The following is a 25,889-nucleotide window of genomic DNA, read 5'->3' as shown; positions in this document are numbered from 1 at the left end:
ATATTTACTCCTTATTCATTACTTCTTCAAATTCAGCTAAAGCTTGTAAAAACGCACCGAGCCCTTTTTGGTCATTACATATAATCGGCTCACTAATGTAATAGGTATAGGTACCATCACGCTTGTCATGTCCTCCTAAACCAGCAACCTGACAATTCTTATTTAAATTCACCCAGCCTTCTTTTGTTAGCAATACAAATTCGTCCAATAATCCTTGATGCGATTTTCTTAATTGGTTTTCCCATACATTTCGATCCAGAACCCCCAGACGAATCCCTTTTGCTATTGCACATACAAACATGCTGCTGCAGGAAGCTTCTAAGTAATTACCCTTTTCATGTCTCTTATCTGGTACTTGATACCAGACACCACTTGATTCATCTTGATAGTTTACAAGAGCTTTCAATGTTTTCTCTGTAATCTGTACAAGAGAGTACCGATTCGGTGTATCTTCTGGCAAAATTTCTAAGGTATCTACTAACGCTAATAAATACCAGCCCATTGAGCGCCCCCAAAAGTTTTCAGACAAACCTGTTTCTTTATTGGCCCAAGGCTGCACCTTTTTCTCATCCCAGGCATGATATAAAAGCCCTGTCTTTTCATCTAGTAAATGTTGATAGCTAATGGTAAACTGACGAATGATATCTTCTAACCCTTCTCCATTAGCAAAGGTTGTTTGATACTCTGCATAAAAAGGTGAGCCCATGTACAAACCATCCAGCCAAATTTGATAGGGATAAATTTGTTTATGCCAAAATGCACCTTCCGATGTTCTGGGGTGTGTTTCGAGCTGACTGCGTAATAATTCAGCAGCTTTTTTATACTTTTCTTCTCCGGTTTCCTTGTATAGGACAAATAACATTTTTCCATTATTGATATGATCGATATTATATTCATCGAGATGATACCCTTTAATGGATCCATCTTCTTGAATAAAGTAATCCATGTTTTCTTTGATATAATTAAAATATTTTGCTTCTCCTGTTTGCCTCCAAACTCTTTCAAAACCTTTAAATATCACCCCATAATCATAAGACCACTTTCCTTTATATCCTTTGTCTTCATATAAACGAGGCAGCCTTTCCATAATTGAGTTTGCTGTTTTAATGGACCAATTCATCACGATCACGCTCCTATTCTCTTTTCTATTATTTTGATACGCAGGATGTAGAATGGAGGTATTCTTATTGAACAAATTCAATAAAAAGACCTCCACTGGTGATTATTTTGCCTCGTTATATGCTGCTTTGTATTCCTCTTTTATTGTTTTTCCGCCTTGGTCATTCCAATTTTTAACGGCTTTCTTAAAATCATCGAGTGAGATTTCACCCAAAATGTATTGATAAGTAGCGTCCGTAATAATCTTTTGCAATTCTGAACCTTGTGTAGTGAAAGTTGGTGATTCTAAAGGTACCGCAGGGTTAAAGACAGCATATTCTGCGTTTTCAGCAATCATTTCATCTGCTAGTGCTTTAATTGGGTTAGGATCCTTTAGACCAAAACCGCTTTCTTTCGGACGTGAAGCTGCAAATGGCTGAACTTCTTGCTGCCATAAATCTTGGTTAATAATCTCATATGCACCCTCATCATTGAGTTTATAATGTGTACCTTCAATACCGTAGGTCATTAGCGTATAGGTTTCAGGATCGATTAAATCATTTACAAATTGAAGAAGACGTTTTAACTCTGCTTCATCCTTTACTTCCGAACGCGGGAATGCGAGAAGTCCGCCAATACCATTCCCTGCAGACCAAATGGCTCGTTCAGAATTTGAATCAGATGTCATATCATTGACTAAAGCAAGTTCCATATTGTCCTGGATACCTGCCGCCATTGTTTGAAGATTTTTAGCGTCGAATAAGGCACCAACATAAATACCCGCCTTGCCTTGTGCAAAGTTTTGCTGCTGATCTGTTTTGGCTGTTACAGCAAAGTCCTTGTTGATCCAGCCGTTTTCATATAACTCTTTCATGTAGTCCATCGTTTTAATATAGCCATCTGTTTCAAACTCAGCGGTAAAATTGCCCTTTTTATCCACCTGCCAATTATTTGGAGTGCCGTGGTACGAACCTAATGTTTTGAAGGCACCAAAGATTAAATCACTACGATCCATAAATCCAGTCGTATCATTTTTTCCATTTCCATCCGGATCCTTTTCTGTAAACGCTTTCGCTACTTCCATTAATTCTTCTGTTGTTTTTGGAACAGCCAAACCTACTTTATCTAACCAATCTTTCCGAATGACAACACCATTTCGTGCTAAATCTTTTTGGAACGGAATGCCGTATAATTTACCTTCAATTGAGGCTGAGACACGAATGTCTTTTGTAATCGCTTTTAGATTAGGGAACTCATCTAGATAATCTTCTACATTCCAGAACATCCCTGATTTCAAGGCATTACGAACAGAAGAATTCTCCAAAATGGTTAAAGTAACAATATCTGCTAATGAATCGGAAGCTAATGCTGTATTTAGACGTTCCTCTTTTGAGGCATCTGGGATCCAAGAAAATTTAATTTCTGTATTTGTTTTTTTCTCGATTTGGTCTAATACTGTATCTGTCGGCGGCGAAGCTGTATGCAGAATGTTTAACCAAGAAATTTCTGCGGTACTGTTTTTGTCAACTTCCTTTGCTGAATCTTTTTCGTTCGATGCTGTACTGTTGCACCCCGCTAATAAAAGCGCACCTGCTAAACTAACACTGGCTAACTTTGATACTTTTTGTTTTTTCATCCCAATTCTCCTTTGCATTTTGGTGAATATATTTATCTTCTAGCTCTTCGGCATCCATCGTTTCCATTCTTGTAAACACTTGATTTGCTGTCCAAGTAATTAAATAGAATAAGAAACTAATACCTAAAAAGGTTAAAACCCCTGGAACAAAGTTGGCTGCTGCCCAATAAATTACACCAGCAACTAAAAATAAAACAAGTGCATACTGGAGGCACGAAAACCCAAATAATAGAGACATCTTGATTTTAATGCGAATTCCCTTCCAATTATAATGAGCCATAATCGGAAAGATATAAACGAGTGATAATAAATACATAAAACTAATTACAAATAATACGACTCTAATATACCAATTGGAAACATGCATTAAATCAACAATTAAAACGATCCCGCCTATTAGATAAATCCAACTTATGATGACAGACTCTCTGAAACTTTCTTTGTAATACTTCCAGTAGGTCTTGAAAACAGGCTGGCTTTGTCCGCGCACCCATTGCCTGCAAATACTAACCAAGGCATAAGTGGAGGGGCCAATACCGAAGATGCCTAATCCAAAAATGGTAAAGAGTACCCATAAGAAATTTACGTATACCAAGTTAAGGATGATTGTTAAAACGTGGTTTAACCTTTCCACAGATTTCAGCATGATATCCCCTCCTTCTCTCCTCTAATACACTCCATCTTCTCCAAATTTTTTCGCTAGTTTATTCGCAAGGATGACCAATACCAATCCAACAAGCCCTTTAAATAAACCTACAGCAGTACTGAAACTCAACTGTCCATTTTTTAAACCTGCCGTATAGATATAAGTATCGAAAATTTCTGCAACACTGCGGTTTAAGGAGTTAAGTAAAAGGTACATATGTTCAAATCCTAGATCCAAGGTGCTGCCAATCTTCAAGATTAATAGAGTAATAATAACTGGACGAATAGCAGGTAATGTTACATGCCAAGTTTTTCGAAGACGACCAGCACCATCCATTTCAGCTGCTTCATATAATTGAGTATCTACTGCTGTAATAGCAGCTAGATAAATGATTGTTGACCACCCTAATTCTTTCCAGATGATTTGTCCGATGTAAATGGTCCTAGTCCAATCAGGTGCAGTTAAGAAGCTAATTTTCTCCATTCCTATTGAAGCTAAGAATTCATTAATAATACCGCCATCCACATTCAAAAAGATAAAAGAGATGGAAACAATAATTACCCAAGACATAAAGTGAGGAATATAGATAATCGTTTGAATTCCAGCTTTAAAATATCGATTCTTCACTTCATTCAGCATGAGAGCTACGATAATTGGCATTGGAAAAAAGATTACGAGATTTAACGCAAACAATATTAACGTATTCTTTAATAACATGAAAAAAGTAGGTTCAGTAAATAAACGAATAAAATGTTTGAGACCAACCCATGGACTTCCTAAAATCCCTAAGAATGGCTGATAGTCTTGAAACGCAATAATGAGACCAGCCATCGGTAAGTACTTAAATATAATGAAATAAAGTAACCCAGGAAAGATCATAAAATATAAGAACTTATTCGTTTTTAATCCCGCAATGATTTTTTGCCTTTTTTTCATTTTTAGCTCCCTTGATGTCAAAATGGGCAAGGGTTGATTATTTTGGTTTACAGCACCTTCCATTTCATTCCTCCTCTATTCATTTTGTTTTCCTTTCTTGTTTTAAGCATACTGAAATTGAAAAATTACGTACATAATCATTTTATGATTACGCTTACAAATCCCTTTGGTATCAAGGTTTTTTTATATGCTATCCACCATAATGATAGTTTTTCACTGGTTGTGATTATCAGTTTATAGAGTAATTTTTTCGCATTGTAAACGCTCTCTTTGTTGTTTTATTAATAGTGGGATATTGATTATATACGTAATTTGGGGCCAATGATAAGGTTGGTTTATCTTACTAAAGATGGCTTATTATTTTGATACGAGGAGGATTTACATGAAGAAAACGAAAAAGAATAAAAGAAACAAAGGAGGCCTAGTCTTTCCCATTATTAATGGATCGATTCTAATATTGATTGCACTTATCTGTTTTCTTCCATTTGTCAATGTGATCGCAAGTTCATTTGCTTCTACTCAGGAAGTGGTAGCAAGAAAGTTTATTTTATTTCCACGTACTTTTTCTTTGGATGCCTATCGCTATATCTTATCAACCCCTACCCTCTTTAAGTCATTAGCTGTTTCGATTGGCGTAACGGGTATCGGTACTTTGGTTAGTATGGTTCTAACTGCTTTAATGGCGTACGGCTTATCTCGAAGATATCTAGTAGGGAGAAATTCGATTAACTTTATTGTTGTTTTCTCCATGCTGTTCAGCGGCGGTATGATTCCAACCTTCTTAGTTGTTAAATCTGTTGGTTTAATTGATTCTTATTGGTCATTAATCTTGCCTGTTGCAATTAATGCGTTCAACTTAATTATTATGAGAAACTTCTTCCAAGCCTTACCTGATAGTTTAGAAGAATCGGCTAAAATGGATGGCTGCACAGATTTTGGCGTCTTTGTTAAAATCATGCTGCCACTAGCCTTACCATCAATCGCTACCATTTCTTTGTTCTATGCAGTCACCTATTGGAATACGTATATGACAGCCATTCTTTACATCAATGATTCTACCAAGTGGCCGATACAAGTACTATTACGACAAATAGTCATTGTCTCTAGTGGTATGCAAGCAGAAGGCTCCTCAGTAGATGTTGTACCTCCTGCTCAAACAATTAAAATGGCTGTTATTGTAATCGCTACTGTTCCAATGTTAATTGCTTACCCATTTGTGCAAAAATACTTTGTCAAAGGTGCGTTAGTTGGATCAGTAAAAGGATAATATAAATTTCCAACAAAAAAAGCTTCTGCTGTAGAAGCTTTTTTTTTGATGGAAATGAACCTAATGCATATATTCCTTACGATAATCACCTGGGGTCATTCCTAATTTTTTCTTGAAGAAACGAATGAAATTTTGGGAATTTCGATATTGTAATCGTTCAGCGATTTCTTTGATGGCCAAATTGGTATCCTTCAACAAGCTTTGTGCCATTTGTAGACGGTAATTCATGAGATAGTCTACAAAATTCTCCCCATACTCCTTTTTAAATACATTGCTTAAATAGTTAGGATTGTAATGCAATCGATCTGCAATAATATCCAGGGAAATTTCCTGGTCGTATTCAGTTTGGACAATATATACGATTTTTTCTGATAAAGATTTAAATCCTCTTTCTGTCTTATCGTGTGTACTTATAATAACGGGTTTAATTAAATCGTTAATTAACATTTCCTTAATTGGTTCGGGATAATAGGCATTCATGGCAGCTTGATACAATTTCTTTATATTTTCAAAGATTTTCGATTCAGCACCTAATAGTTGCCCTAATTGTACGAGTTCATTTATTACCCGTATTAAGGTAACTCCCAAACTAATAGGATTTTTATTTTGACGAAAGATCTCTTCTACAAGCCGATCGACCATATGCATGACGTCTTCCTCGTGACCAGAGCGAACAGCATTTAATAACTCATTAAGTAATTCCACAGGGAATTTGGAAATGGACGCGTCATTTAACATTGAAGAAATATCATTATAGAAAATAATTGATTCAGGTCCAACATTTACACGATAATGAAGCGATTCTTTTGCTAAGTCTACCGCTTTTTTACTATCAATTAACGAATCATAGATTGGGCTAATACCAACACTTATGATGATATTCAGCGATTTTTTCACTGCCTCTCGGATTTCTTCATAAAACTTCATAATCCGACGCTCAGGTTCTTGATCACTTTTATCTAAGATAAAGATTGTTGCTTGCATTTCATCATTCAAAACGATTGGATTTAAGCATTCGTACTTTGGGACAATTTCTCCTACGATATTATTAATGGCCAATAATAAAAGATTTTTATCTCCAACTTGTTGATGATCATAGTTGTCAATTTGTATTAAACCTGTATAAAACACCTTTTCCTCTTCAAAATGGTAGCCAAATTGTTCCAAACGATTCTTTACATCGTTTTCAGAGATTCGTTTTCTAAATAAACTTAATACAAATAATGTCTCCAATTGAGGTTTCTGAATAGAAAGGCTAGCAGTTAACACCTCGTTTTGCCCCACAATTTTATCGATAGAGTCCGCCAAAAAGGAAAATTCATTTTGTTTTTTATGTACTCCCTGAATGTCCAGTTTTTCTTGTATTTTTTTTATCGGTCGCGTGTATGAAACTGCCAAAACATATGAAATAATTCCTACTAAAACAATCAATAGAGCCGAAACAATAAAAAGGCCAACTCGTGTATTATGAATAATACTGCCAATTTCTTTTTCATCTATCTCCACTACATAAAGCCAACGATTATAATCAGACTGCATATAAACATATTTCTTTCCTTCATTTGTTTCTAATACATTGGCAGTTTGCCCACTTTCGTTAGCTACTGATTTAAAATCTTGAAAACTGCCTTTTTTCACTTCACTATTCTTCATCATGCTAGAGTATAGTAATTGATTTTTTTTATTATAAATTTCTACTCGATTGTTTTGGTCACCTATAATCTGTTCAATACTTCTTCTAGGAATATATGATATACCTAAAGCAAACTTTTCCCTTTTATACATCGGTAAAGTCATAACCATTTCGATTCCAGATTTTATCGGTTTCCAAAAAAGGTTATTGTTATTATTGTTAATATATGTATTTTTGTATTCAGTAACTTCCTCTGCTGTTAGTGCCTTTAAAGAACCGCTAATGATTCCCCAGTTCCCTTCCAAGCTTATTAAACTATTATTACTGCCTTCTATCCCCATCATTTCAATGTAACTCATCTCTTTTTTGATATCTCGATATATATCAAAATCTTTACCTGTTAAGGGATTCTTAAAGATCTCTTCAAAATTAGAAGTTGCACTATAAGCAGTATATCCATATTCAATGGTTCTTACTTTTTGTTCAACATTGTTTAAAATTTGTTTCGTATAATTTTTCTTATCCTTTAAGAAACTTTCCTCAACGGAATTATAAGTGGAATTATAGATAAATATGCTAAATCCAATCACAAGCCCTATACCCACTAAGAAAAACGGGATAAACAGCTTGTAAAACACTCTTGCCTTTCTCAATAATTTCACTCCTTCGTTAGTTATTGTCCAAATTATTACAATAAAATTCAATTTTCAAAAATTTGATAACGCTTACGTAATAATAAACTACAATTTTCATATTTACAAGACTGTGTAACCTGTCATTTTATCTTTGAATTTTATATGCATTGACACGAAATCAGTTAGATTATACAATGTTAACGTTAACATTTCACTGTGTAATCCAACCACATTCCCAATTTAATAGCCCTCAGGAATGAAAATAGGTTCTAATTTTGTTTTAACATAAAAATGTTAACGTGTACATATGCTTTTAGCAGTTATTAATAAGAAATTTTATTAAATGGGAGCGCAAACAAAATGGAGAATCAAATCACGATTTATATTGCTGGAGATTCGACAGCTGCTAGTAAACTACCAGAAAAACGGCCAGAAACGGGCTGGGGGGAAGCCTTTCAAGCATACTTTAAAGAGGATGTTAGGATTGAAAATTGCGCCATAAATGGGCGCAGCACAAAATCATTCATAAACGAGGGTCATTTAGCTAGAATCGAGAACAGCATTCAACCCGGAGATTTCTTAATTATCCAGTTTGGTCACAATGATCAAAAAATAGAAGATCCAGAGCGCGGAACGCTCCCTTATGGAGACTATCAAGATAATCTCGGACAATTTATTCAAGTGGCTTATCGAAAAAATGCCAATCCTCTTTTATTGACATCCGTTACTCGCCGAAAGTTTGAAGAGGATAAAATTGATCATATGTCAGTTGGAGATTTTCCTCAAGCCATGATTCATTTTGCGGGAAAATACCATGTTCCTGTTTTAGACATACATAAAATTACCACCGAATTTATGGGTAAAATCGGCAATGAAGAATCCAAAAAATATTACTTGCATTTACCTCCGGGTCAATCCGAAAACTACCCTGAGGGAATTATCGACAACACCCACTTCAATGAACATGGTGCAAAAATGGTGGCTCAATTAATTATTGAAGCAATCCAACAAAGTGATTTACCTCTAAGAAACCTACTAAAATAGTAATCTACTATATTTTTCAGACTTTATAGGGAGTTGAATTGATGAAAGAGTCATTTATACAACAAATCTATAACAAAAATCAGAAAAATTCTTTTAAGGTGCTAGTAGGATTATATAAAGGAAATTACTTAAGAATTTTTTATTCAGCTGTTTTATTTATCATCAAACATATCCCTGCTTGGGTGATGCCAATCGTCATTGCGAATGTAATTAATGCAGCGACAATTCAGGATGGCGGGGGCATACAAACAATTTATCTTAATGCAATCGTTATGTTTATATTGGTACTTCAAAACATTGTAACAAATTATTATCATACTAAGCTGCATAGTTTTGCGATTCGTAGTGTGGAGTCAGGTTTACGCGCCTCGCTTATTAAAAAGCTGCAAGAACTATCGATTCCCTATCAAAAAGAGATGCAGTCAGGCAGACTTCAATCTAAAATAATGCGAGATGTAGAAGCTGTCCAAACGCTTTCCTCACAAGTGTTTGTCAGTAGTTTAAATATTCTTGTCAATCTAATAGTTGCCTTAGCGATTACGTTATATAACAGTCCCACAGTCTTTCTATTTTTTATCTTAACTGTACCGATATCAGCTCTTATCATTGTAGTCTTCCGTAAAAAAATCAAAACCTCAAACTCTGAATTTCGTCAAGAAATGGAAGAAACCTCTGCGCGTGTTATTGAGATGATTGAATTAGTCCCCATTGCACGTGCACACGCTTTAGAAAACCAAGAGGTAAGCCGTTTAAATCACCGATTCCAGCAAATATTAACAAAAGGGTTTCACTTAGACATCATTCAATCATTATTTGGTTCTGTCAGTTGGGCTAGTTTTCAAGTTTTTCAAATTATTTGTTTAGTTTTTACTGGTATTTTGGCATTACGCGGTTCCATTACTCCTGGGGAAGTGGTGATGTATCAAACGTACTTTACAACTGTAGTAAATTCTGTATCTAGTATAATAACGTTAATACCCACTATTGCTAAAGGCCTAGAGTCGGTCAATTCGATTGGTGAAATATTAACGGCTGGAGAAGTAGAAAATCATGAAAACAAACCAAAGATTAAACATGTAGAAGGACATTTTTCCTTACAGAAGGTTTGTTACCGGTATCCTAAAAGTGAGCAAACGATCCTCCAAGATATTAACATAGAGGTGAAACAAGGAGAAACAATCGCATTTGTCGGAGAATCTGGTTCAGGGAAATCTACCATCCTAAATTTGCTCATTGGGTTTATTCAACCTACTGAAGGAAAAATTCTTTTGGATGGTCATGATATGTCCTCCATTGATTTACGATCCTATCGACATCATTTAGCGGTAGTTCCTCAGTCTACCATTCTATTCTCAGGAACCATTCTCCAAAATATAACCTATGGCATGCCATCTGTTACAGATGAAGAACTAAAAAGGGTTTTAGTTGCTGCGAACCTCTGGGATGTCATTCAGAAGCTTCCTGATGGATTGGACACGAGGATTGGAGAACATGGGGATAAGCTATCTGGAGGTCAAAGACAAAGGGTCTCGATTGCAAGGGCCTTAATTCGGAATCCAAAGGTCATAATTTTAGATGAAGCCACATCGGCATTAGACAGCCATTCTGAGAAAAAAATTCAAGAAGCCTTGAATACATTATGCCATGGCCGGACAACCTTTATCGTGGCTCACCGTCTTTCGACGATTCGGAATGCAGATAAAATAGCAGTGATCGAAAATGGGCGTTGTGTAGAATTCGGTACCTACGATGAATTAATGTATACTAAAGGGAAGTTTTATGAGTTGAAGCAATTACAAATGTAGTAGATTAGCAAAACTAGGTGCTAAGGGAAATTAAGCCTGGCATCTTTTTTTTTTACCTGTTTGGGATTGTGCCAATAAACCAAGGCTCTACTAATTATCGGAACTATCTGGCCAGGATTGTGCCGATAAACCAAAGCTTCCAAAATTATCGGAACTATCTCGGGGATTGTGCCGATAAACCAGATCTTCCCAAATTATCGGAACTATCTGGCCGGCATTGTGCCGATAAACCAAGGCTCCACTAATTATCGGAACTATTTGGCCGGGATTGTGCCGATAAACCAAGGCTTCACAAATTATCGGAACTATCTGGCCTCTATTGTGCCAATAAACCAAGGCTTCCAAAATTATCGGAACTATCAGAATCAGCCAAAAAAATCCCTTTTGAAGGACTGTATCACTGTCTCCTCCAAAGGGATTACTTAGTCTCTTATTAAAGAGTAACTCCACTCTTAAAAATCGAAATCTCTCTAAAGTCATTTTTCTCATTATTGACAAATTCGCCGCTTGCAACTTGAATAATATAATCCACAAAATCATTCAACACTTGTTCAGGCATTACTCCATCATCCAACAATGTTCCTGCATTAAAGTCAATCCAGTGTGGTTTTGTTTCATAGATTTGGGTGTTAGTTGAAATTTTCATTGTCGGTACAAAGGTTCCGAACGGTGTTCCCCGGCCTGTCGTAAACAAAACCATCTGACATCCGGCTGCACCAAGCGCCGTTGAAGCAATCAGGTCATTGCCCGGGGCACTTAAGAGAATTAATCCTTTTGTTTTAAGTGTTTCGCCATATTTTAAGACATCGACAATGGTGCTCGTTCCCGCTTTCTGTGTGCATCCAAGCGATTTGTCTTCTAGTGTGGTAATACCACCAGATTTGTTCCCTGGCGAAGGGTTTTCATAAACAGGTTGATTATGACGCAAGAAATATTCCTTGAAGTCATTAATCAGATCCACAATCTTTCCAAAAACCTCTTCATCTGCAGCACGTTCCATTAATATCGTTTCGGCCCCAAACATTTCCGGGACTTCAGTGAGGACGGTTGTTCCTCCTTGCGCGATTAAATAATCTGAGAATTTACCTAGAAGCGGATTGGCAGTTATGCCAGAAAAACCATCGGATCCACCGCATTTTAAACCGATTTTCAATTCTGAAAGAGGAACGGATTCTCTTTTGTCATTTTTGGCATTTTCATAGATTTCCATGACCAGTTTAAAGCCTTCCTCGATTTCATCGGTAACATTTTGGGAAATCAGGAATTTCACTCTCTCCTCATTCACCTCACCTAAAGCCTTTTTAAACTCTGGCAGCTCATTATTCTCACAGCCAAGACCTAAAACCAGAACACCGCCCGCATTGGGATGCTTTACTGCATTGATTAGTATTTGTTTTGTGTTTTCATGGTCATCTCCTAGCTGAGAACATCCATAGTTATGCTTTAAGACTAGGACGTTGTCAAACGGGGTAATGTCGCCAACATGACGCTCAAACCGCTTGATAATTTTCTCGGCAATTCCGTTCACACAGCCTACTGTAGGGACAATCCATAATTCATTCCGAATCCCAACATTACCATTTTCCCGACGATATCCCTGGAATGTTCGATTTTCATTTTTATATAGAGTCTGAGATTCCTTAAACACATATTGGTATTCCTGTGTTCCTGATAGATTTGTTTTGGTGTTATGGGTGTGAACATGTTCACCTGGTGTAATCATACCCAGTGCATGGCCGATTGGATAGCCGTATTTAATAATATCATCGTTGAGGTAAATATCTTTTATCGCTATTTTATGACCGCGGCTGATGTCTTCTTTAATTTGAATATCCTTACCATTAACATGAATGGTTTCATTTTTCTTAAAGTTTCTTAGTGCTAGAATAATATTATCGTTGTCTGTGATTTGAAGAAAATCCTTCATTTTAGCTGCCTCCTACTAAATGGATGTTTCAAACAATTCTTTAAGAGCTTCCTTAACTCCTATTTGATAGATAGTAAGGAGGTTTGTACTGACGGTACTTTCTAGATTTGGAATAGAGGTCAAATCCATCCCCCATAACCTTTGCTCCGCCAGGATTATGTTCACGAGTTCAGACATGGCAAGTTCTTGCTGTTCAAATTTTTCCCAATGAGTTTTAAAGAATTCATCAATTTCTGGATCATCTTGTAGTTCTATTGCGTCATTTCCTCTTTTCCCCCGATAAAAATAAAGCAGGCAGCTAAGTGAAAATACCATACGCTTTGGAAGGCTATTATATTTTTCTACATAATCTAATAAGGCCGGCAGGTTTCTAGTCTGAAATTTAGAAATAGAGTTTAAGGCAATGCTCATTAAATAATGCTTGATATACGGATTAGCAAAACGGCTAATCACATCATTTGCATAGCTTGCTAGCTCTGTTCTACTCCCCTCTAAAGTAGGGATTATTTCCTCTGTAATGATTTCTTTTATAAACACTCCTACTTCTTCATGATTTACACTTTCTTCCACTGTGTTTAAACCGTAAAGATAAGCAACCGGAGTCATCGCTGTATGTGTGCCGTTTAATATCCGGACTTTCCGTATCCTGTAAGGAGTTAAGTCATCGACAATCAGCGTGTTTAGCCCTGTCCCTTCCACTTTTAACTCATTTTTTATCCATTCCGGTCCTTCAATGACCCAAAGATGATACGGCTCCCCCACTACCATCAATTCATCCTCATATCCAAGTTGTTCGGTTTTTTCTTTGTAAGAATCGGTTGGAAATCCTGGTACGATTCGGTCTACAAGACTTGAACAAAAGGTATTTGCAATCTTTACCCATTCAATAAATTCATCCTCAAGGTTCCAAAATCTTGCATATTGTAATACGATTTCCCTCAGCACTTCCCCGTTTCTCTCAATTAGTTCACATGGAATGATAATGCATCCCCGTTTTTCATCACCGGCAAACGCCTTGAAACGGTGATAAAGGAACGCAGTCAGCTTCCCTGGAAAACTCTTTTGCGGCCGATCCTCCAACTGATCTGTCGGGTCAAACACAATTCCCGCTTCTGTCGTATTTGATACGATAAATCGGAGATCTTCTGTCCCTGCGAGCTTGAAATATTCCGAATAATCGGTAAATAAATTAATACCTCTGCTGATTGACTCAATCACATGATGCTGATTTACTAATTGACCTTCTTTTTTGCCCTGTAAATAAAGAGTGAACAGTCCATCCTGTTTATTCAGCCTTTCAATCTTGTTATTCCCCCGGGGCTGGACAACCACTACACTTCCATTAAAATCTGTCTTCTCATTAAGAACCTGGATTTGCCAGTCAATAAACCCTCTTAAAAAATTTCCTTCCCCGAACTGGAGCACCTTCTCGGGATATGAGGGATATGTCTGATGTATTTTTTTATTTAGTCGTTGCACGAATCTTTCCCCTTTCTAAATGCACACGTTAACATTTTTATTCAGAAAGAAAAGGTTAAAACTAACCTCTCTTCTTAACCGAATCTCTTATGATTAATTCTGTATTAGCAAAAACTTTGGATGCTCTTTCTTCTTTTCCTGTTACGAGTGAGAGGATTTTCTCCGCACCTAGTACACTGATTTCTTCTACCGGCCGTTTTACCGTTGTTAGCTTTGGTGTTGTATATTGCGCGAACCCAATATCATCAAATCCAATAATGGAAATGTCATTGGGGACATGCAATCCACTAGCAAACACGGCATTCATGGCACCAATGGCCATATCGTCATTGGAACAAAAAACGGCTGTCGGAGGTTGTTTCAAAGAAAGTAATTTTTCCATTCCTCGATAACCGCTCTCCATATCATAATTACCGCTCACGGAATACTCCGGTTGAATCGAAATGCCATTTTCAATCAGCGCAGTAAGATAACCGTCCTTACGCATTTGCGTAGATTTAAAGGTTGGAATTCCTTCAATAACTGCGATGTCTGTATGTCCGCAATCGATCAGATAATGGACAGCTTGTCTTGATCCCTCTGTATCGTTAGATAAAATGTTGATGATGTAATCTTCCTCAATTTCTCTGTTCAGAACAACAAGAGGAATTTCTTTTTGCAGTACATGGTAAATAAAAGCGTGATCCCGTACACTTTGGCTCATCACGATAATTCCGTCAAATCTTTGCGGATTAATACTTGAAAAATCCTGATAATCATCGATACCACGAATAAATAGGTTATATTCTTGGCTAATGACACTATTTACACCTTTTATTGTATCAGCAAGAAAGCTTGCGGAAGTCCCATTGCTGATGCTGGTTAAAAATAAACCAATCGTATGCGACTTCTGCATGACTAGGCTTTTAGCATTGTAATTAGGGGTATATTTTAGCTGGGAGGCAATTTCAAGGATTTTTCTCCTTGTAGGCTCTTTGATAAGGGGGCTATTATTTAGTGCCCTTGATACTGTTGTATGCGATACATTGGCCAATTTTGCAATATCTTTTATTGTAACCATCGTCTTGACCTGCCTTTTGCTTTCTCTATTTTCGTTCATTATACCTCATCTTACCTGCCCCACCAGCTCATTTATTAATTATTAGAGATATGTTCGACTTTTGGTGCTTCCTGAAAATCAAAATAATTTTCGGCATTGTGATACGATATTCCCTGAACAATACTTCCGAGTAACTCCAAATCATTTGGAACCTCACCGTTCTCAACCCATTCTCCAATTAAATTGCAAACCAGTCTCCGGAAATATTCATGTCTTGGATAAGATAGAAAACTTCTTGAGTCGGTAAGCATTCCGATAAAACGGCTGAATAGACCAACAGAAGACAAGGCCTTCATCTGCTCGAGCATGCCTTCCTTTGTATCGTTGAACCACCATGCTGTACCGAATTGAATTTTCCCTGGAGTCTTGCCATCTTGGAAACTATTAATGATACTTGCGATGACAATATTATCGCCTGGGTTCAAAGAATAGATAATCGTTTTAGGAAGCTTGTTTTCCTGCTCTAACGAGTCCAGAACTTTTACTAACGGCTTTGCAATCCGGTCATCATTTATAGAGTCATAACCGGTGTCAGGACCAAGAATCTTAAACATCCTGCTATTATTGTTGCGATGAGCATTAATATGGAACTGCATCGCCCAGTCCAGCTCTGCATAAAGCTTGCCAAGATAGATTAATGTAAACGTTTTGAATTTCTTTTCTGCCTCAAGAGAAATAATGCTGTCAGACATTCTTTTAGCAAAAATTTCGGCCACTTCTTCAAAGCTCGCCTTTTCATATACCATAGAATCTAAAGCATGATCCGACACTCTGCACCCTGCGGCATGGAAAAAATGAACTCGTGATTCAAGTGCAGCAAGGTAATCCTCATAATTGGCTATGTCAATGTCAGCGGCTTCACCAAGCTTATCCACCCATTCAATAAAGCCCGCGCGACTTATTTCTAACCCTTTATCAGGTCTAAAACCTGGTACAACACTAACCGGGTAGTCATTTTCTTCTCTTAACTTTAGGTGGTATTCAAGGCTATCTACAGGGTCGTCTGTTGTACAAACCACTTTTACCTTTGAATTTTCAATAAAATCCCTAACACGAAAGCCTTCCTCGTTTAATTTAGCATTCACTTTTTCCCAAATAACTGGGGCACTCTGTTCATTTAAAATATCATAAATTCCGAAGAAACGTTGTAATTCTAAATGGGTCCAGTTATACAATGGGTTCCCAATCGTCATCGGAACGGTTTTTGCCCAAGCAAGAAATTTATCATAATCACTTGCTCCACCCGTGATATATTCTTCTTCAATTCCATTTGCTCTCATGGCTCTCCATTTATAATGATCACCATACAACCAGGCTTCCGTAATATTTTTAAATTTCCTATTTTCATAGATTTCTTTCGGACTTAAATGGCAATGGTAATCAATAATCGGAAGATCTTTTGCGTAATCATGAAATAAAGTAATCGCGGTTTTATTCTTCAACAAAAAATTTTCATCCATAAATTTTTTCATTTTACACCACCAATTTTATTTTTGTTAACGTTAACAAACTTTTGTAATTAAAGTCTAACAGCTCTAAGAAATATTGTAAATAATTTTTGTTAACGTTAACATTAATATGTTGTCTTTCTCCTTTTATTCGCACCACGCCTACATAAAGGGGTTACCTCTTTTTAATATTTCCACTGAATTCACTTTTGAAAAATAGCCCAGCTCTTTAAAAGCACTTTCTGTTGACCATGGTTTACCAGGATTATCAGAAACACCATAATATGTCCCATACTTAACAGTTGACTGAAGTGCCAAATCAAAAAGCTGCACTGTATCTTTATGGGATAATATCGTTCGGAGAAGACGGTCATCTTCTTTTACTGCCTTTTGTTCATCAGGATGAACACTTCCAATCCGCAAATTAATGATTGAAAGATTGTTTGTTTGTCGAGCCAATATTTGTCCAATATTTTCAGAGGCAAATTTTAATACCCCGTATAATCCACAAGATTGAGGATAATCGCTAGTATCGATTTCTCTCCCTAAAGATGAAAATCCGTTATCCTCATAGTAATCTGTTGTATGATTACTGCTAGCATAAACAACTTTGGGAATTCCTAATGTAATTGCTGCGTGCAACACATAAAAGGAAGATACAAAATGGATACTAGTCATTTTTTGAAAGTCCTCGATATCCTTTAAATCATCTTCCGTTTTTATGGTGAGTAAATTAATAAGGGCATCCGAATCTTTTGGAATGCTGTGTAACAGAGAGTCATAATTCGTTGCATCCACCTTTACAAAATCCGCTGACTGTTCAGTAACATTCTTATCAATGGTTACGATATCATATTTGTCACGGAGCCCTTTGTATAAAATCGTTCCAATTGTCCCTGCTCCGCCTATAATAGTTACCTTTTTTTTCATGGTACCTCCTCCAAAAAAGTTAATTCCGTTATTTGGAAATGAGTCTTTTATTTAGGTTAACGTTTTATTTAATAAAATTTCCTTTCAGGAGAGAAGATATCCCTTTTGCAAATAGAAAAAGGTAATAAAACACGGAAAAAGAGCTACTCTTATATTCAGTGCAGTTCTTTCATTCTTTTATCAAGTGTGAAAATAATAATCGAAAATTACTCATCCGCGTTCAGTTGTAGTTATATTATCTAGCATGAGGATGACATTTACACTAATAACTGGACTTTGGATAAATTATAAAATCGAACATTTGATGATTTTCATTTAAAAGGGTAATATCATCGATTCTTCCTTTTATGCAATTTTTTGTCACCTCCCACCCCGAATAGTTCCACTTAGATAAGCCACGATATATCTGTAAGATAAATTTTTAAGGAGTTGACAACACTTGAAAAAAGGCTTGATTACTTTTGTTTTAGCCTCTACTCTCATCGGTTTAACTGGCTGCGCCGGAAATAATCAAAATGCAGGCGGCGATAACAACGATGCAAACTTAAGGGTAAATAACGTTAGAAACAACATTAGAAACAATGATAATAATGGTATTACCGGAAGAAATGTTTCAAATCAAAATTTACGAGTTTCCACACGTGCCTCAAACAATGTTGAACGATTAAGAGAAGTGGACCAAGCCCATGTAATCATCCGCAATAACGATGCGTATGTGGCTGTTCGGTTAAACAATCAAGGTACTACCGGAGATCGAGCAGGAAATGGAACAACGATTAACAGGGATGTAAACAGCAATGCTAGAAATACGCAAAATACAGCAAACACTGGTAATACCGGAATCACTGGAAACTATACAAACTCTGGCGTAACCGGCACTACAAATGACAACTTAAATACCGGGGCTGGCGCAATTTCAGGAAACAATACAGGTGCCGGGACTGATCGAATCACTGGAACCAACACAAACACCGGTAATAATGGGATTAATGGAACAGGAAACAATATGGGTAATACGGGTAATAATGGAACAGGTATGAATGGAAACAATGGAACAGGCGGTACCAATTTTAAAGAAGTATCCACTCAACTTGAGCAAAGAATCGCCGACCAAGTCAGAGCTTCTGACAAAAAAATTCACAAAGTGTATGTTTCATATGATAACGATTTCTACACCCAAATGAACACCTATTCGAATGATCTTCAAAATGGACGAAACAGAGATGGTATTTGGGATGATTTTACTGGTACTGTCAGAAGGTTTTTTGATTAATTAATCAAATGGGAAAAACTGTCGAATTACGAATCGGCAGTTTTTTCCTTCCAATTAAAAATCCTTTTATCTTAGTACGTGTTTTGGCTAGGTTCTTTCCAACAAACATTCTTGAGGAGGAACCTCAATAAATCCTTCAATACTAGGCTGCCTCATGGCTCCACCTTCAGTCCACTCAGCAAATTTTATTTTGACCGTTTTTAACGGTCGCACCCAAGTGGCATGTGTATGGCGGGACGGTTTTTTGTTAAAGGCATATTGAGTTGTCACCATTTCCCTTAATTCTTTGGTTAGTTCTTTCCAGTCACCATCCGTCATTTTCCCAGTCCCTGTATGACCCACATAATGTAGGTTTCCTTCCTGATCATACAAGCCGAGTAGGATAGAGTTTACAGTATCATGCCTTAATGTAAAACCACCTATGACAGCGATGACATCACGATAATTTTTTACTTTAAGCCAGTCATCCCTCTTTTTTCCTATTGAATACGGTGAATTGGTCCTTTTCATGACAATTCCTTCCATACCTTGTTCCTTAATAGCATGAAATAAGGATTCAGCATCAGTCATAGAGGGAACAAGCTGAATATGTTCATTAGGCGTGATGATGTCACCGAGTATTTGATTTCTTTCATGAAATGGCTTGTTATGAATCCACTCACCATCCAAATAAATCACGTCAAAAATCATATATATAATTGGGACAAATCCTGCAGCCATTTTTATTCGATCCAAGTTTCGTAAACCATCTCTTCTCATAACCTGCTGAAAGGATGGCCTCCCATCTTCCCCTAAAGCGATGACTTCACCGTCTAAAACCACAGAAGTGCTGGAACAGTATTCCGCAATGTTTGTGATCTCTGGAAAATGTAAGGTTCGTTCATTCTTTTTTCGATTATAAAGCCTTACTTCTTGTTGATTAGAATAGGTAAGGATTCTAACACCGTCCCATTTGACTTGTGCAATCCATTCCTCCCCTGTCGGAATAGTATCACTGCTAACAGGCTCCATGGCAAAAATCGGTTCCAGTTGAATCACCTCAATAGTTAGATTCATACATAGTTTTAACTATAAACACTGAAAATATAGAGGAGACGAGGAGGTGTTACGTGTGGGAGAGATAAAGGTTGATGGTCATGTCATTGAAATTACACACCCTGAAAAAATCATTTGGGAAAATCATGGGATTACAAAAATAGATTATATTCATTATTTACTTGATGTTTCACCTTATCTAATACAGCATGCCAAAGAAAGATTATTAATGATATGGCTCTACCCTAATGGTATACATGGCAAGAAAATCGAAAAAAGATCACTTCCTCAGACGGCACCAAAATGGGTTAGCCATACTTTCTATAAAGAGAAGGAGAGAATTTTGTTAAATGATAAGGCTACACTGGTCTGGGCAGCAAATTACGGAGTTATTGAATTCCATGTTCCATTTGATACCCATGAAAAACCTGACTACCCGCTAGAAATGGTGTTCGATTTAGATCCTCCGGATGACAATAACTTTGATCTCGTGTTAGAAGTAGCAATCAAGTTGAAACAGGTTCTGGAATCTATGGGGGTTATCTCTGTCCCACGTACTTCAGGTTCTTCAGGCATGCAAGTATTTGTCCCGATTGAACCCAATTATAGCTTTGAACAAACCAGAAAAATCAATGCCTTTATTGCTCAGTATTTTCAGGAGCAAATGCCTCAGCACGTAACCCTTGAACGAGTCGTTTCAAAGAGAGGGAATAAACTTTATTTTGATTACTTGCAGCTATGGCGCGGAAGGACCATACCAGTGGTTTACACCGCAAGAGCAAAATCTGAACCAACGGTAGCCACTCCTCTAACTTGGGAAGAGGTTGAAGCGGGCATTAAGCCGACAGATTTCACAATTTTAAACATGAAGAAAAGGATACAAGTAATGGGAGATTTATTTAATCCCGTCACAACAAAAAAACTAAATCAATCACTTGATGATATTCTTAATTTTATTGAAAAGGCTCTGTTATAACTGAATGTTGATTTCAATGTGTTTTTAAAATAAACGGAGAAATTCTGTTTATTTTGAAAAACACCTATATATTCTTAAAAATAAAGGAAGTTTTTCCGTTTATATAATCAAAATCTTTGGATTTTGTCATTTTTAGAGCAGTTAATCGGAATATCTGCGCTTATATCTGCTTCTTAAGCTTCCACTATATACATTACTCGGAAATTCTCCGCCTAATGAATCCTCATACCTACACGGAAGTCGACAATCAATATTAACAGAGCCATTAAAAAAATAGAGTCTAGAAAAAACAGGACTAGGGTTATCCCTGGCACCTGTTATATTTTTAAGCTAGCTTGATCACACATTCACCCATTACGGAATTTCCCCAATGTAAAGTTAAATGATCTCTGTCCATTACTTGGCTAACACCTTCAGGGGTGCCCGTATAAATCAAATCCCCTTCACCTAACCCAAAGTTTAGGGCTGTAAAATCGATAATGGTTTGTAAATCAAAAATCATATTTTTAATATTTCCTTGCTGCACTTTCTCTCCGTTTCTTTGAAGCGAGAAGTCGATCTTCTTCATTTCCTCTATCCCTGAAAAGGGAATAAATTCACTTATAACAGCTGAGTTAGGGAATCCTTTAGCTAACAGCCATGGATGTCCTTTTTTCTTAAGTTCAGTTTGGACATCTCTTAGCGTGAAATCAATGCCAATCGTAAAACTGTCTAGTATATCCTCTAGTTTTATCCCCTGTTCATATGGTCTGCCTATTCTAATAACAATTTCCGTCTCAAAATGAATAGATCCACGATTGCCTGGGAGCAAAACTTTCTGACCATTAGCTTCTGCCAAGGCATGAGTAGGTTTCGAAAAAAGCATGGGAGAAGTAGGAATTTCATTTAGTAATTCTTTTGCATGTGCTGCATAGTTTCTGCCAACGCAATAAATGTTATTTACCTTATTCAGAACAATCCCTCTTTTCCAAGTTAGTATTATCATATTAACATAATCCGGCATAAGCTGAGCTTAGTAAAATGGGTGTGAACGAAGCTACTTTATTACATTTTTAGGTTCAAGCGGGTTGTTTTCTAAAATATTCTCCACTTCTTCATAGCCCTCTAGAAATGCAAAGTTATATCTAGCTGGAAGTGCGAAAACATATTCATCATTTAGGCCAAGCAATGTTGGACCAATCGGTGCAGCACCAATATGAAATTCCCCCTTTTCAAGTGATGACCATTGTTTTAGGGTAAAAATCATAATCGGAATATCTTGTCTTGGTTGTTCCTCTGACCATGCAGGATGTCTAATTAACAGAATTTGACCATTTTCCACTTGTTGTTGATCAGTATCTATGCCTTCCCAAGAATCTGTTACAATCTGAAAGCCCACCCAAGTTTCGGGTAATGTAAAGGAAAATCCATATTCTGAATTATTATAAAGGTTTTCTTTAGGTGGATTCTGATCTATATCCTCTTTATCTTTATTTTTATCTACTACAGGTTCTCCTTTACCTTGTTGCCCTTGTTGATTTGAATTAAGACTTAATAAAGGAATTGTAAGAATGGCAAATAACACAATGGCAACAATACTTGCTAACCCTGCTGAAATCTTTTTAATCATTACCGTTCTCTTTTTCTTCGTATCATATGAACTAGCAAATTGTATTAGATTTTTATGGATGATATCCTGGGTTTCTTTAGTAAAGTTTTTATCATAATCAGGTTCTGGTAATGACCGAATTTTATTTTCTAAATTATAATATTTCTCATTCTTCTTCATGAGAAAATCCTCCTATACGATTTTGTAATGACTTTAACGCACGATGATAGGTAGTTCGAACCTTATTTTCATTCCAATTTAATATGGAGGATGTTTCCGATACAGAGAGTTCTTTTATCCCCCTAAGAATAATAACATCTCGATAATTTGTTTTTAGTGATTGAATTGCTAGGTAAAGCAATTGGTTATTTTCATTGAGTTGGAGCATTTTCTCGGGTGTTTCCTTATCCGATCGCTCATCCTGGCGGAACCAATTCATTTGCTTCATCCTTAAACGTTTCCTTTTTCTCATTTCATCTATTCCCACATTGCGGGCAATCGATAAAAGCCATGTTTTAGGACTTGATTTATTCTGAAATGCATCAAAGCCTTTAATTGCTCGGATAAAAACTTCCTGCACTAGATCTTCTACATCGCTTGATCCGATGTAATAAACTAAAAAATTGTATATATCTTTGTTGTACAAATAATACCACTCCGAAATTTTGTCGCTATTCATCCGCTGGTCAACTCCATTTTTCCTCCAATTTTTTATTCTCATAAATTAGTCGAAACCGCGCACCATTTATGTCACCCAATACAAATATTATTTAAGTTTATTTTCTGTTAGAGATATGTTGGTTAAGAGCTATTATAAATTAAGAGTAGTTCTTTTACTTTTTTTAAAAAAATATTTTTTGACTCTGTCCTTTTTTACTCTTTTTATATATATAAAGGTTGAGAAAACTAGGAGGAGATGGTTAGATGTCCGGATGGGTAAAATTGACAAAGCAATTTACAAATGATGAACTATGGTTTAACGTTTCGGCTTTCCGGCTTTATGTGTGGATTTTGATGAAGGCAACTTACGAAGATGGAATCGTTTTAAATGGGTTGAAGCTAAAAAAAGGACAATACATAAGGGCATATTCCCAGTTAGGTGAAGACTTAATGTACATAGAAGGAAGATCCAAGAAGGCACTTGCAAAAAGTACGGTAAAACGCGCTGTTGATAAACTAGTAAAAAAAGGTTTGCTTATGGCCGAAGAAACACCTTTAGGAACACTTTTCACCGTAATGAATTCCGATGATTTTAAGTGTCTAGACGGAACAGCTGATTTTTTTTGCCCTCCGTTTCGCGAAACGGAAGTGGAACAGTCACAGAACGAAAATAAAACGGAACTGGAACAAAATAATAGAAAGAAAGAATATAAGAATGTAAAAAATATTGATCATTATCACATCCAAGAAAATTTCAATTTTCCTTCACAAGGAGTCTCCAACGATGACAGGTTAGAGCGTGAAAGAAAAGAAAATATCTCCAGAATATTTATCGGTTTACGAAAACAAGGAAAACTTTTAAGCCCTAAAGATAAATTGGCAATGGAGAGAATCTGCAGCCTTCCTGTGAAAACGGAGCAGTTAGAATCTTTGTTAATGGAAATTTTTGAAGAATACCTTTTGAAGAATCCGAACGGGACGATTTGCAGTGTATCGTATTGCGAAAAGGTTATAAGGACAAAACTAGAAAGTGAGAAGAAACCGCAGCAGCAGAAAAAGTCAAAAAAAGAATCGATGTCTGATCGCATTGAACGGTTGGTTCAAGAAGGGATAATCTCGTTAGAGGAGGAAGCACAATGACCAAGAAAGAAGTAATCGAACTTTTAGTACTGATTGAATCGGTATATTCAAACTGTATCTTTAAGGACGAAACAATACAGCAATGGCTCGAATTTTGTTCAGAAATGGATGTTGAGAAAGTGATGGCAAGGGTTAAGAACCATATTAGAAAAAGTCCTTTCCCACCAACCATTGCGGATATAGCAGTATTTTCCTTCGATGACAACGATTTTCCTACAATACTACAAGAATGGATCAAGAAAGGACGTGAAAGAATTGAATCCGACTCTAACTCGAACAAACGAGGACCACTACCTGCCTGGCTTGCCGAATATTCACCACGAAGATCTGTTTGAAGCGGAAGGTATTCTTTTAGGAGCAGTGTTTCTAGAACCTGAGCTTATAAATGAAATCACCTTAGAAGCATGCCATTTTTCACAAAAGCGAAATCAACTCCTGTTTCAAGCGTTTCGGGAGCTGCAAAAAGAGAACACACCCATTGATGTTGTACTGGTAGCAAAAAAACTGGGGAACGCCCTTGAAAATATCGGTTATAGTTATATGACAGCTATTGCCGGGTGCTGCCCATCCACAGCTAATTATGAACACTATCAAACTATTATTATGAACGACTATAAACTTCGAATGTTTCAGCAGGCTGCCTTCCGCATTCTAAACGAGAAAACAGTCGATGCGGTGGATGATTTTTATACTATCTATACAAACATGCAAGATGTCGGTAAGTTGAAAGAAAAATCGAAAAGAGATATCTTAACCGAGGTTTATCTAGAAATGGTCGAGGACCGAGGAAATATATCAGGAATAGATACTGGGTTTTCTCTGCTCAATGGCATGTTAAATGGGCTGCAAAATGGGGATTTAATCATCGTTGCTGCTAGGCCATCCGTTGGAAAAACCGCCCTCGCTCTTAATCTAGCAAAAAACTGCTGCAAGGATGGCGGAGTGGTTGATTTCTTTTCGTTAGAAATGCCTGCTATACAACTGCTCAAACGAATGCTGAGTGATATTTCCTATGTAGACGGCTCAAAATGGAAAGATCCTTACCATTATTTCAACGGTGATGACCATGATCGAGGTATTCATGAACTAGGAACCATAGATCAATGGAATATCCACATACACGATCAGCCTCGTCAAACCATTGCGGACATTCGTGCTTCCATCCAGAAGACGAAACGGGAGCATCCAACTAGCCAGCACTTGGTAGTGATCGATTATTTACAGTTAATCACCCAAACAAAGATTTTTGAGCGACAGGATTTAGCAGTTGGTAACATAACACGTGAGCTAAAGTTGATTGCTAGGCAATACGAAGTACCGATTGTCCTGTTGTCGCAGTTATCCAGAGGTGTTGAGCAGCGGGCTGACAAACGGCCGGTCATGTCCGATTTAAGGGATTCTGGAAGTATTGAGCAGGATGCAGATGTGATCTTGTTACTAAGCCGTGAAGATGGCGAACCTGTAAGGTCTGATAAAGCTGAACTGATTAACTTGAATATTGCAAAGCACCGGAATGGTCCAGTGGGAGTGGTTAAGCTGGCATTTGAGAAAAATTATAGCCGCTATCGGGATTATATATCTAATTTTCAACTTACATAGGGAAGGTTACTTGCCTTCCCTTAATTGGCAGGACC

General features: G+C 36.9%; 22 protein-coding genes. 8 read left to right on the top strand and 14 right to left on the bottom strand.

Annotated features, from left to right (window positions below):
- Window positions 1-4: 4 nt before the first annotated feature.
- From BANA01_RS09600 to BANA01_RS09585, 4 genes are all read right to left on the bottom strand, one after another.
- Window positions 5-1,120: a glycoside hydrolase family 88/105 protein gene (locus BANA01_RS09600; RefSeq protein ID WP_063252961.1), complete on the bottom strand. Its 1,116-nt coding sequence runs from the start codon at window positions 1,118-1,120 to the stop codon at window positions 5-7.
- Window positions 1,121-1,222: 102 nt separating this feature from the next.
- Complete coding sequence (locus tag BANA01_RS09595; protein ID WP_063252898.1) at window positions 1,223-2,752, bottom strand: extracellular solute-binding protein; 1,530 nt, start codon at window positions 2,750-2,752, stop codon at window positions 1,223-1,225.
- Window positions 2,697-3,380 carry a YesL family protein gene (locus tag BANA01_RS09590; RefSeq protein WP_063252896.1) on the bottom strand — a complete coding sequence of 228 codons (684 nt, stop codon included), beginning with the start codon at window positions 3,378-3,380 and terminating at the stop codon, window positions 2,697-2,699. The genes BANA01_RS09595 and BANA01_RS09590 overlap by 56 nt, the downstream gene beginning before the upstream one ends.
- Before the next feature lie 21 nt (window positions 3,381-3,401).
- Window positions 3,402-4,316: an ABC transporter permease gene (locus BANA01_RS09585; protein WP_235847099.1), complete on the bottom strand. Its 915-nt coding sequence runs from the start codon at window positions 4,314-4,316 to the stop codon at window positions 3,402-3,404.
- A 382-nt stretch (window positions 4,317-4,698) separates the two neighbouring features.
- Here BANA01_RS09585 and BANA01_RS09580 point away from each other — a divergent pair, with 382 nt between their 5' ends.
- Window positions 4,699-5,583, top strand: a complete 885-nt coding sequence (locus tag BANA01_RS09580) for a carbohydrate ABC transporter permease (protein ID WP_063252891.1) — start codon at window positions 4,699-4,701, stop codon at window positions 5,581-5,583.
- A 60-nt stretch (window positions 5,584-5,643) separates the two neighbouring features.
- On the opposite strand, the gene BANA01_RS09575 is transcribed toward BANA01_RS09580, so the two are convergent.
- Entirely contained in the window at window positions 5,644-7,878 is a 2,235-nt protein-coding gene (locus tag BANA01_RS09575; RefSeq protein ID WP_235847096.1) for a helix-turn-helix transcriptional regulator, read from the bottom strand.
- Between the two features lie 333 nt (window positions 7,879-8,211).
- Here BANA01_RS09575 and BANA01_RS09570 point away from each other — a divergent pair, with 333 nt between their 5' ends.
- Together BANA01_RS09570 and BANA01_RS09565 are read left to right on the top strand one after the other, a co-directional pair.
- A complete protein-coding gene (locus BANA01_RS09570) occupies window positions 8,212-8,895 on the top strand; it encodes a rhamnogalacturonan acetylesterase (protein WP_063252887.1) in 684 nt (227 codons plus the stop codon).
- A gap of 41 nt (window positions 8,896-8,936) precedes the next feature.
- On the top strand, window positions 8,937-10,700 hold the full coding sequence (locus BANA01_RS09565; RefSeq protein WP_063252885.1) for an ABC transporter ATP-binding protein: 1,764 nt from the start codon (window positions 8,937-8,939) through the stop codon (window positions 10,698-10,700).
- Window positions 10,701-11,133: 433 nt separating this feature from the next.
- On the opposite strand, the gene BANA01_RS09555 is transcribed toward BANA01_RS09565, so the two are convergent.
- The 5 genes from BANA01_RS09555 to BANA01_RS09535 all read right to left on the bottom strand — a co-directional run bounded on the left by BANA01_RS09555 (window position 11,134) and on the right by BANA01_RS09535 (window position 17,583).
- The gene (locus BANA01_RS09555) at window positions 11,134-12,627 is read right to left on the bottom strand and encodes a UxaA family hydrolase (protein ID WP_063252881.1); all 1,494 of its coding nucleotides are present in this window, start codon (window positions 12,625-12,627) and stop codon (window positions 11,134-11,136) included.
- Window positions 12,628-12,642: 15 nt separating this feature from the next.
- A complete protein-coding gene (locus BANA01_RS09550) occupies window positions 12,643-14,106 on the bottom strand; it encodes a tagaturonate reductase (RefSeq protein WP_063252879.1) in 1,464 nt (487 codons plus the stop codon).
- A 61-nt stretch (window positions 14,107-14,167) separates the two neighbouring features.
- Entirely contained in the window at window positions 14,168-15,166 is a 999-nt protein-coding gene (locus BANA01_RS09545; RefSeq protein ID WP_063252960.1) for a LacI family DNA-binding transcriptional regulator, read from the bottom strand.
- Window positions 15,167-15,240: 74 nt separating this feature from the next.
- Window positions 15,241-16,677, bottom strand: coding sequence for a glucuronate isomerase (uxaC, locus tag BANA01_RS09540; protein WP_063252876.1), 1,437 nt, complete (start codon window positions 16,675-16,677; stop codon window positions 15,241-15,243).
- 138 nt (window positions 16,678-16,815) lie between these two features.
- Window positions 16,816-17,583 carry an NAD-dependent epimerase/dehydratase family protein gene (locus tag BANA01_RS09535; RefSeq protein ID WP_063252874.1) on the bottom strand — a complete coding sequence of 256 codons (768 nt, stop codon included), beginning with the start codon at window positions 17,581-17,583 and terminating at the stop codon, window positions 16,816-16,818.
- A 439-nt stretch (window positions 17,584-18,022) separates the two neighbouring features.
- Between BANA01_RS09535 and BANA01_RS09530 the strand changes: the two genes are divergently transcribed.
- Window positions 18,023-18,856: a YhcN/YlaJ family sporulation lipoprotein gene (locus BANA01_RS09530; protein ID WP_063252872.1), complete on the top strand. Its 834-nt coding sequence runs from the start codon at window positions 18,023-18,025 to the stop codon at window positions 18,854-18,856.
- A gap of 87 nt (window positions 18,857-18,943) precedes the next feature.
- Here the strand turns inward: BANA01_RS09530 and ligD (BANA01_RS09525) are convergent, their stop codons facing one another.
- A complete protein-coding gene (ligD, locus tag BANA01_RS09525; protein ID WP_174524412.1) occupies window positions 18,944-19,912 on the bottom strand; it encodes a non-homologous end-joining DNA ligase in 969 nt (322 codons plus the stop codon).
- 55 nt (window positions 19,913-19,967) lie between these two features.
- Between ligD (BANA01_RS09525) and ligD (BANA01_RS09520) the strand changes: the two genes are divergently transcribed.
- Window positions 19,968-20,867, top strand: coding sequence for a non-homologous end-joining DNA ligase (gene ligD, locus BANA01_RS09520; RefSeq protein ID WP_063252870.1), 900 nt, complete (start codon window positions 19,968-19,970; stop codon window positions 20,865-20,867).
- Between the two features lie 325 nt (window positions 20,868-21,192).
- Here the strand turns inward: ligD (BANA01_RS09520) and BANA01_RS09515 are convergent, their stop codons facing one another.
- The 3 genes from BANA01_RS09515 to BANA01_RS09505 are packed head-to-tail and all read right to left on the bottom strand — an operon-like array spanning window position 21,193 to window position 23,134.
- On the bottom strand, window positions 21,193-21,852 hold the full coding sequence (locus tag BANA01_RS09515) for a fumarylacetoacetate hydrolase family protein (RefSeq protein ID WP_063252869.1): 660 nt from the start codon (window positions 21,850-21,852) through the stop codon (window positions 21,193-21,195).
- A gap of 51 nt (window positions 21,853-21,903) precedes the next feature.
- Complete coding sequence (locus tag BANA01_RS09510; protein ID WP_063252868.1) at window positions 21,904-22,635, bottom strand: hypothetical protein; 732 nt, start codon at window positions 22,633-22,635, stop codon at window positions 21,904-21,906.
- Entirely contained in the window at window positions 22,622-23,134 is a 513-nt protein-coding gene (locus BANA01_RS09505; protein WP_063252866.1) for an RNA polymerase sigma factor, read from the bottom strand. The genes BANA01_RS09510 and BANA01_RS09505 overlap by 14 nt, the downstream gene beginning before the upstream one ends.
- 245 nt (window positions 23,135-23,379) lie before the next feature.
- Here BANA01_RS09505 and BANA01_RS09500 point away from each other — a divergent pair, with 245 nt between their 5' ends.
- Genes BANA01_RS09500 through BANA01_RS09490 form a run of 3 tightly spaced genes read left to right on the top strand, consistent with a single transcriptional unit; the run spans window position 23,380 to window position 25,854 of the window.
- Window positions 23,380-24,255, top strand: coding sequence for a hypothetical protein (locus BANA01_RS09500; protein ID WP_063252864.1), 876 nt, complete (start codon window positions 23,380-23,382; stop codon window positions 24,253-24,255).
- Window positions 24,252-24,590, top strand: a complete 339-nt coding sequence (locus tag BANA01_RS09495) for a replicative helicase loader/inhibitor (protein ID WP_063252862.1) — start codon at window positions 24,252-24,254, stop codon at window positions 24,588-24,590. Before BANA01_RS09500 ends, BANA01_RS09495 begins: the two co-directional genes overlap by 4 nt.
- Window positions 24,511-25,854 carry a replicative DNA helicase gene (locus BANA01_RS09490; RefSeq protein WP_169803674.1) on the top strand — a complete coding sequence of 448 codons (1,344 nt, stop codon included), beginning with the start codon at window positions 24,511-24,513 and terminating at the stop codon, window positions 25,852-25,854. Before BANA01_RS09495 ends, BANA01_RS09490 begins: the two co-directional genes overlap by 80 nt.
- Window positions 25,855-25,889: the final 35 nt, after the last annotated feature.

The organism is Neobacillus niacini NBRC 15566, assembly GCF_001591505.1.
Taxonomy (GTDB): Bacteria; Bacillota; Bacilli; order Bacillales; family Cytobacillaceae; genus Neobacillus; species Neobacillus niacini.
Note: the sequence above shows the minus strand (reverse complement) of the source record. Positions and strands in the feature narration are given on the sequence as shown.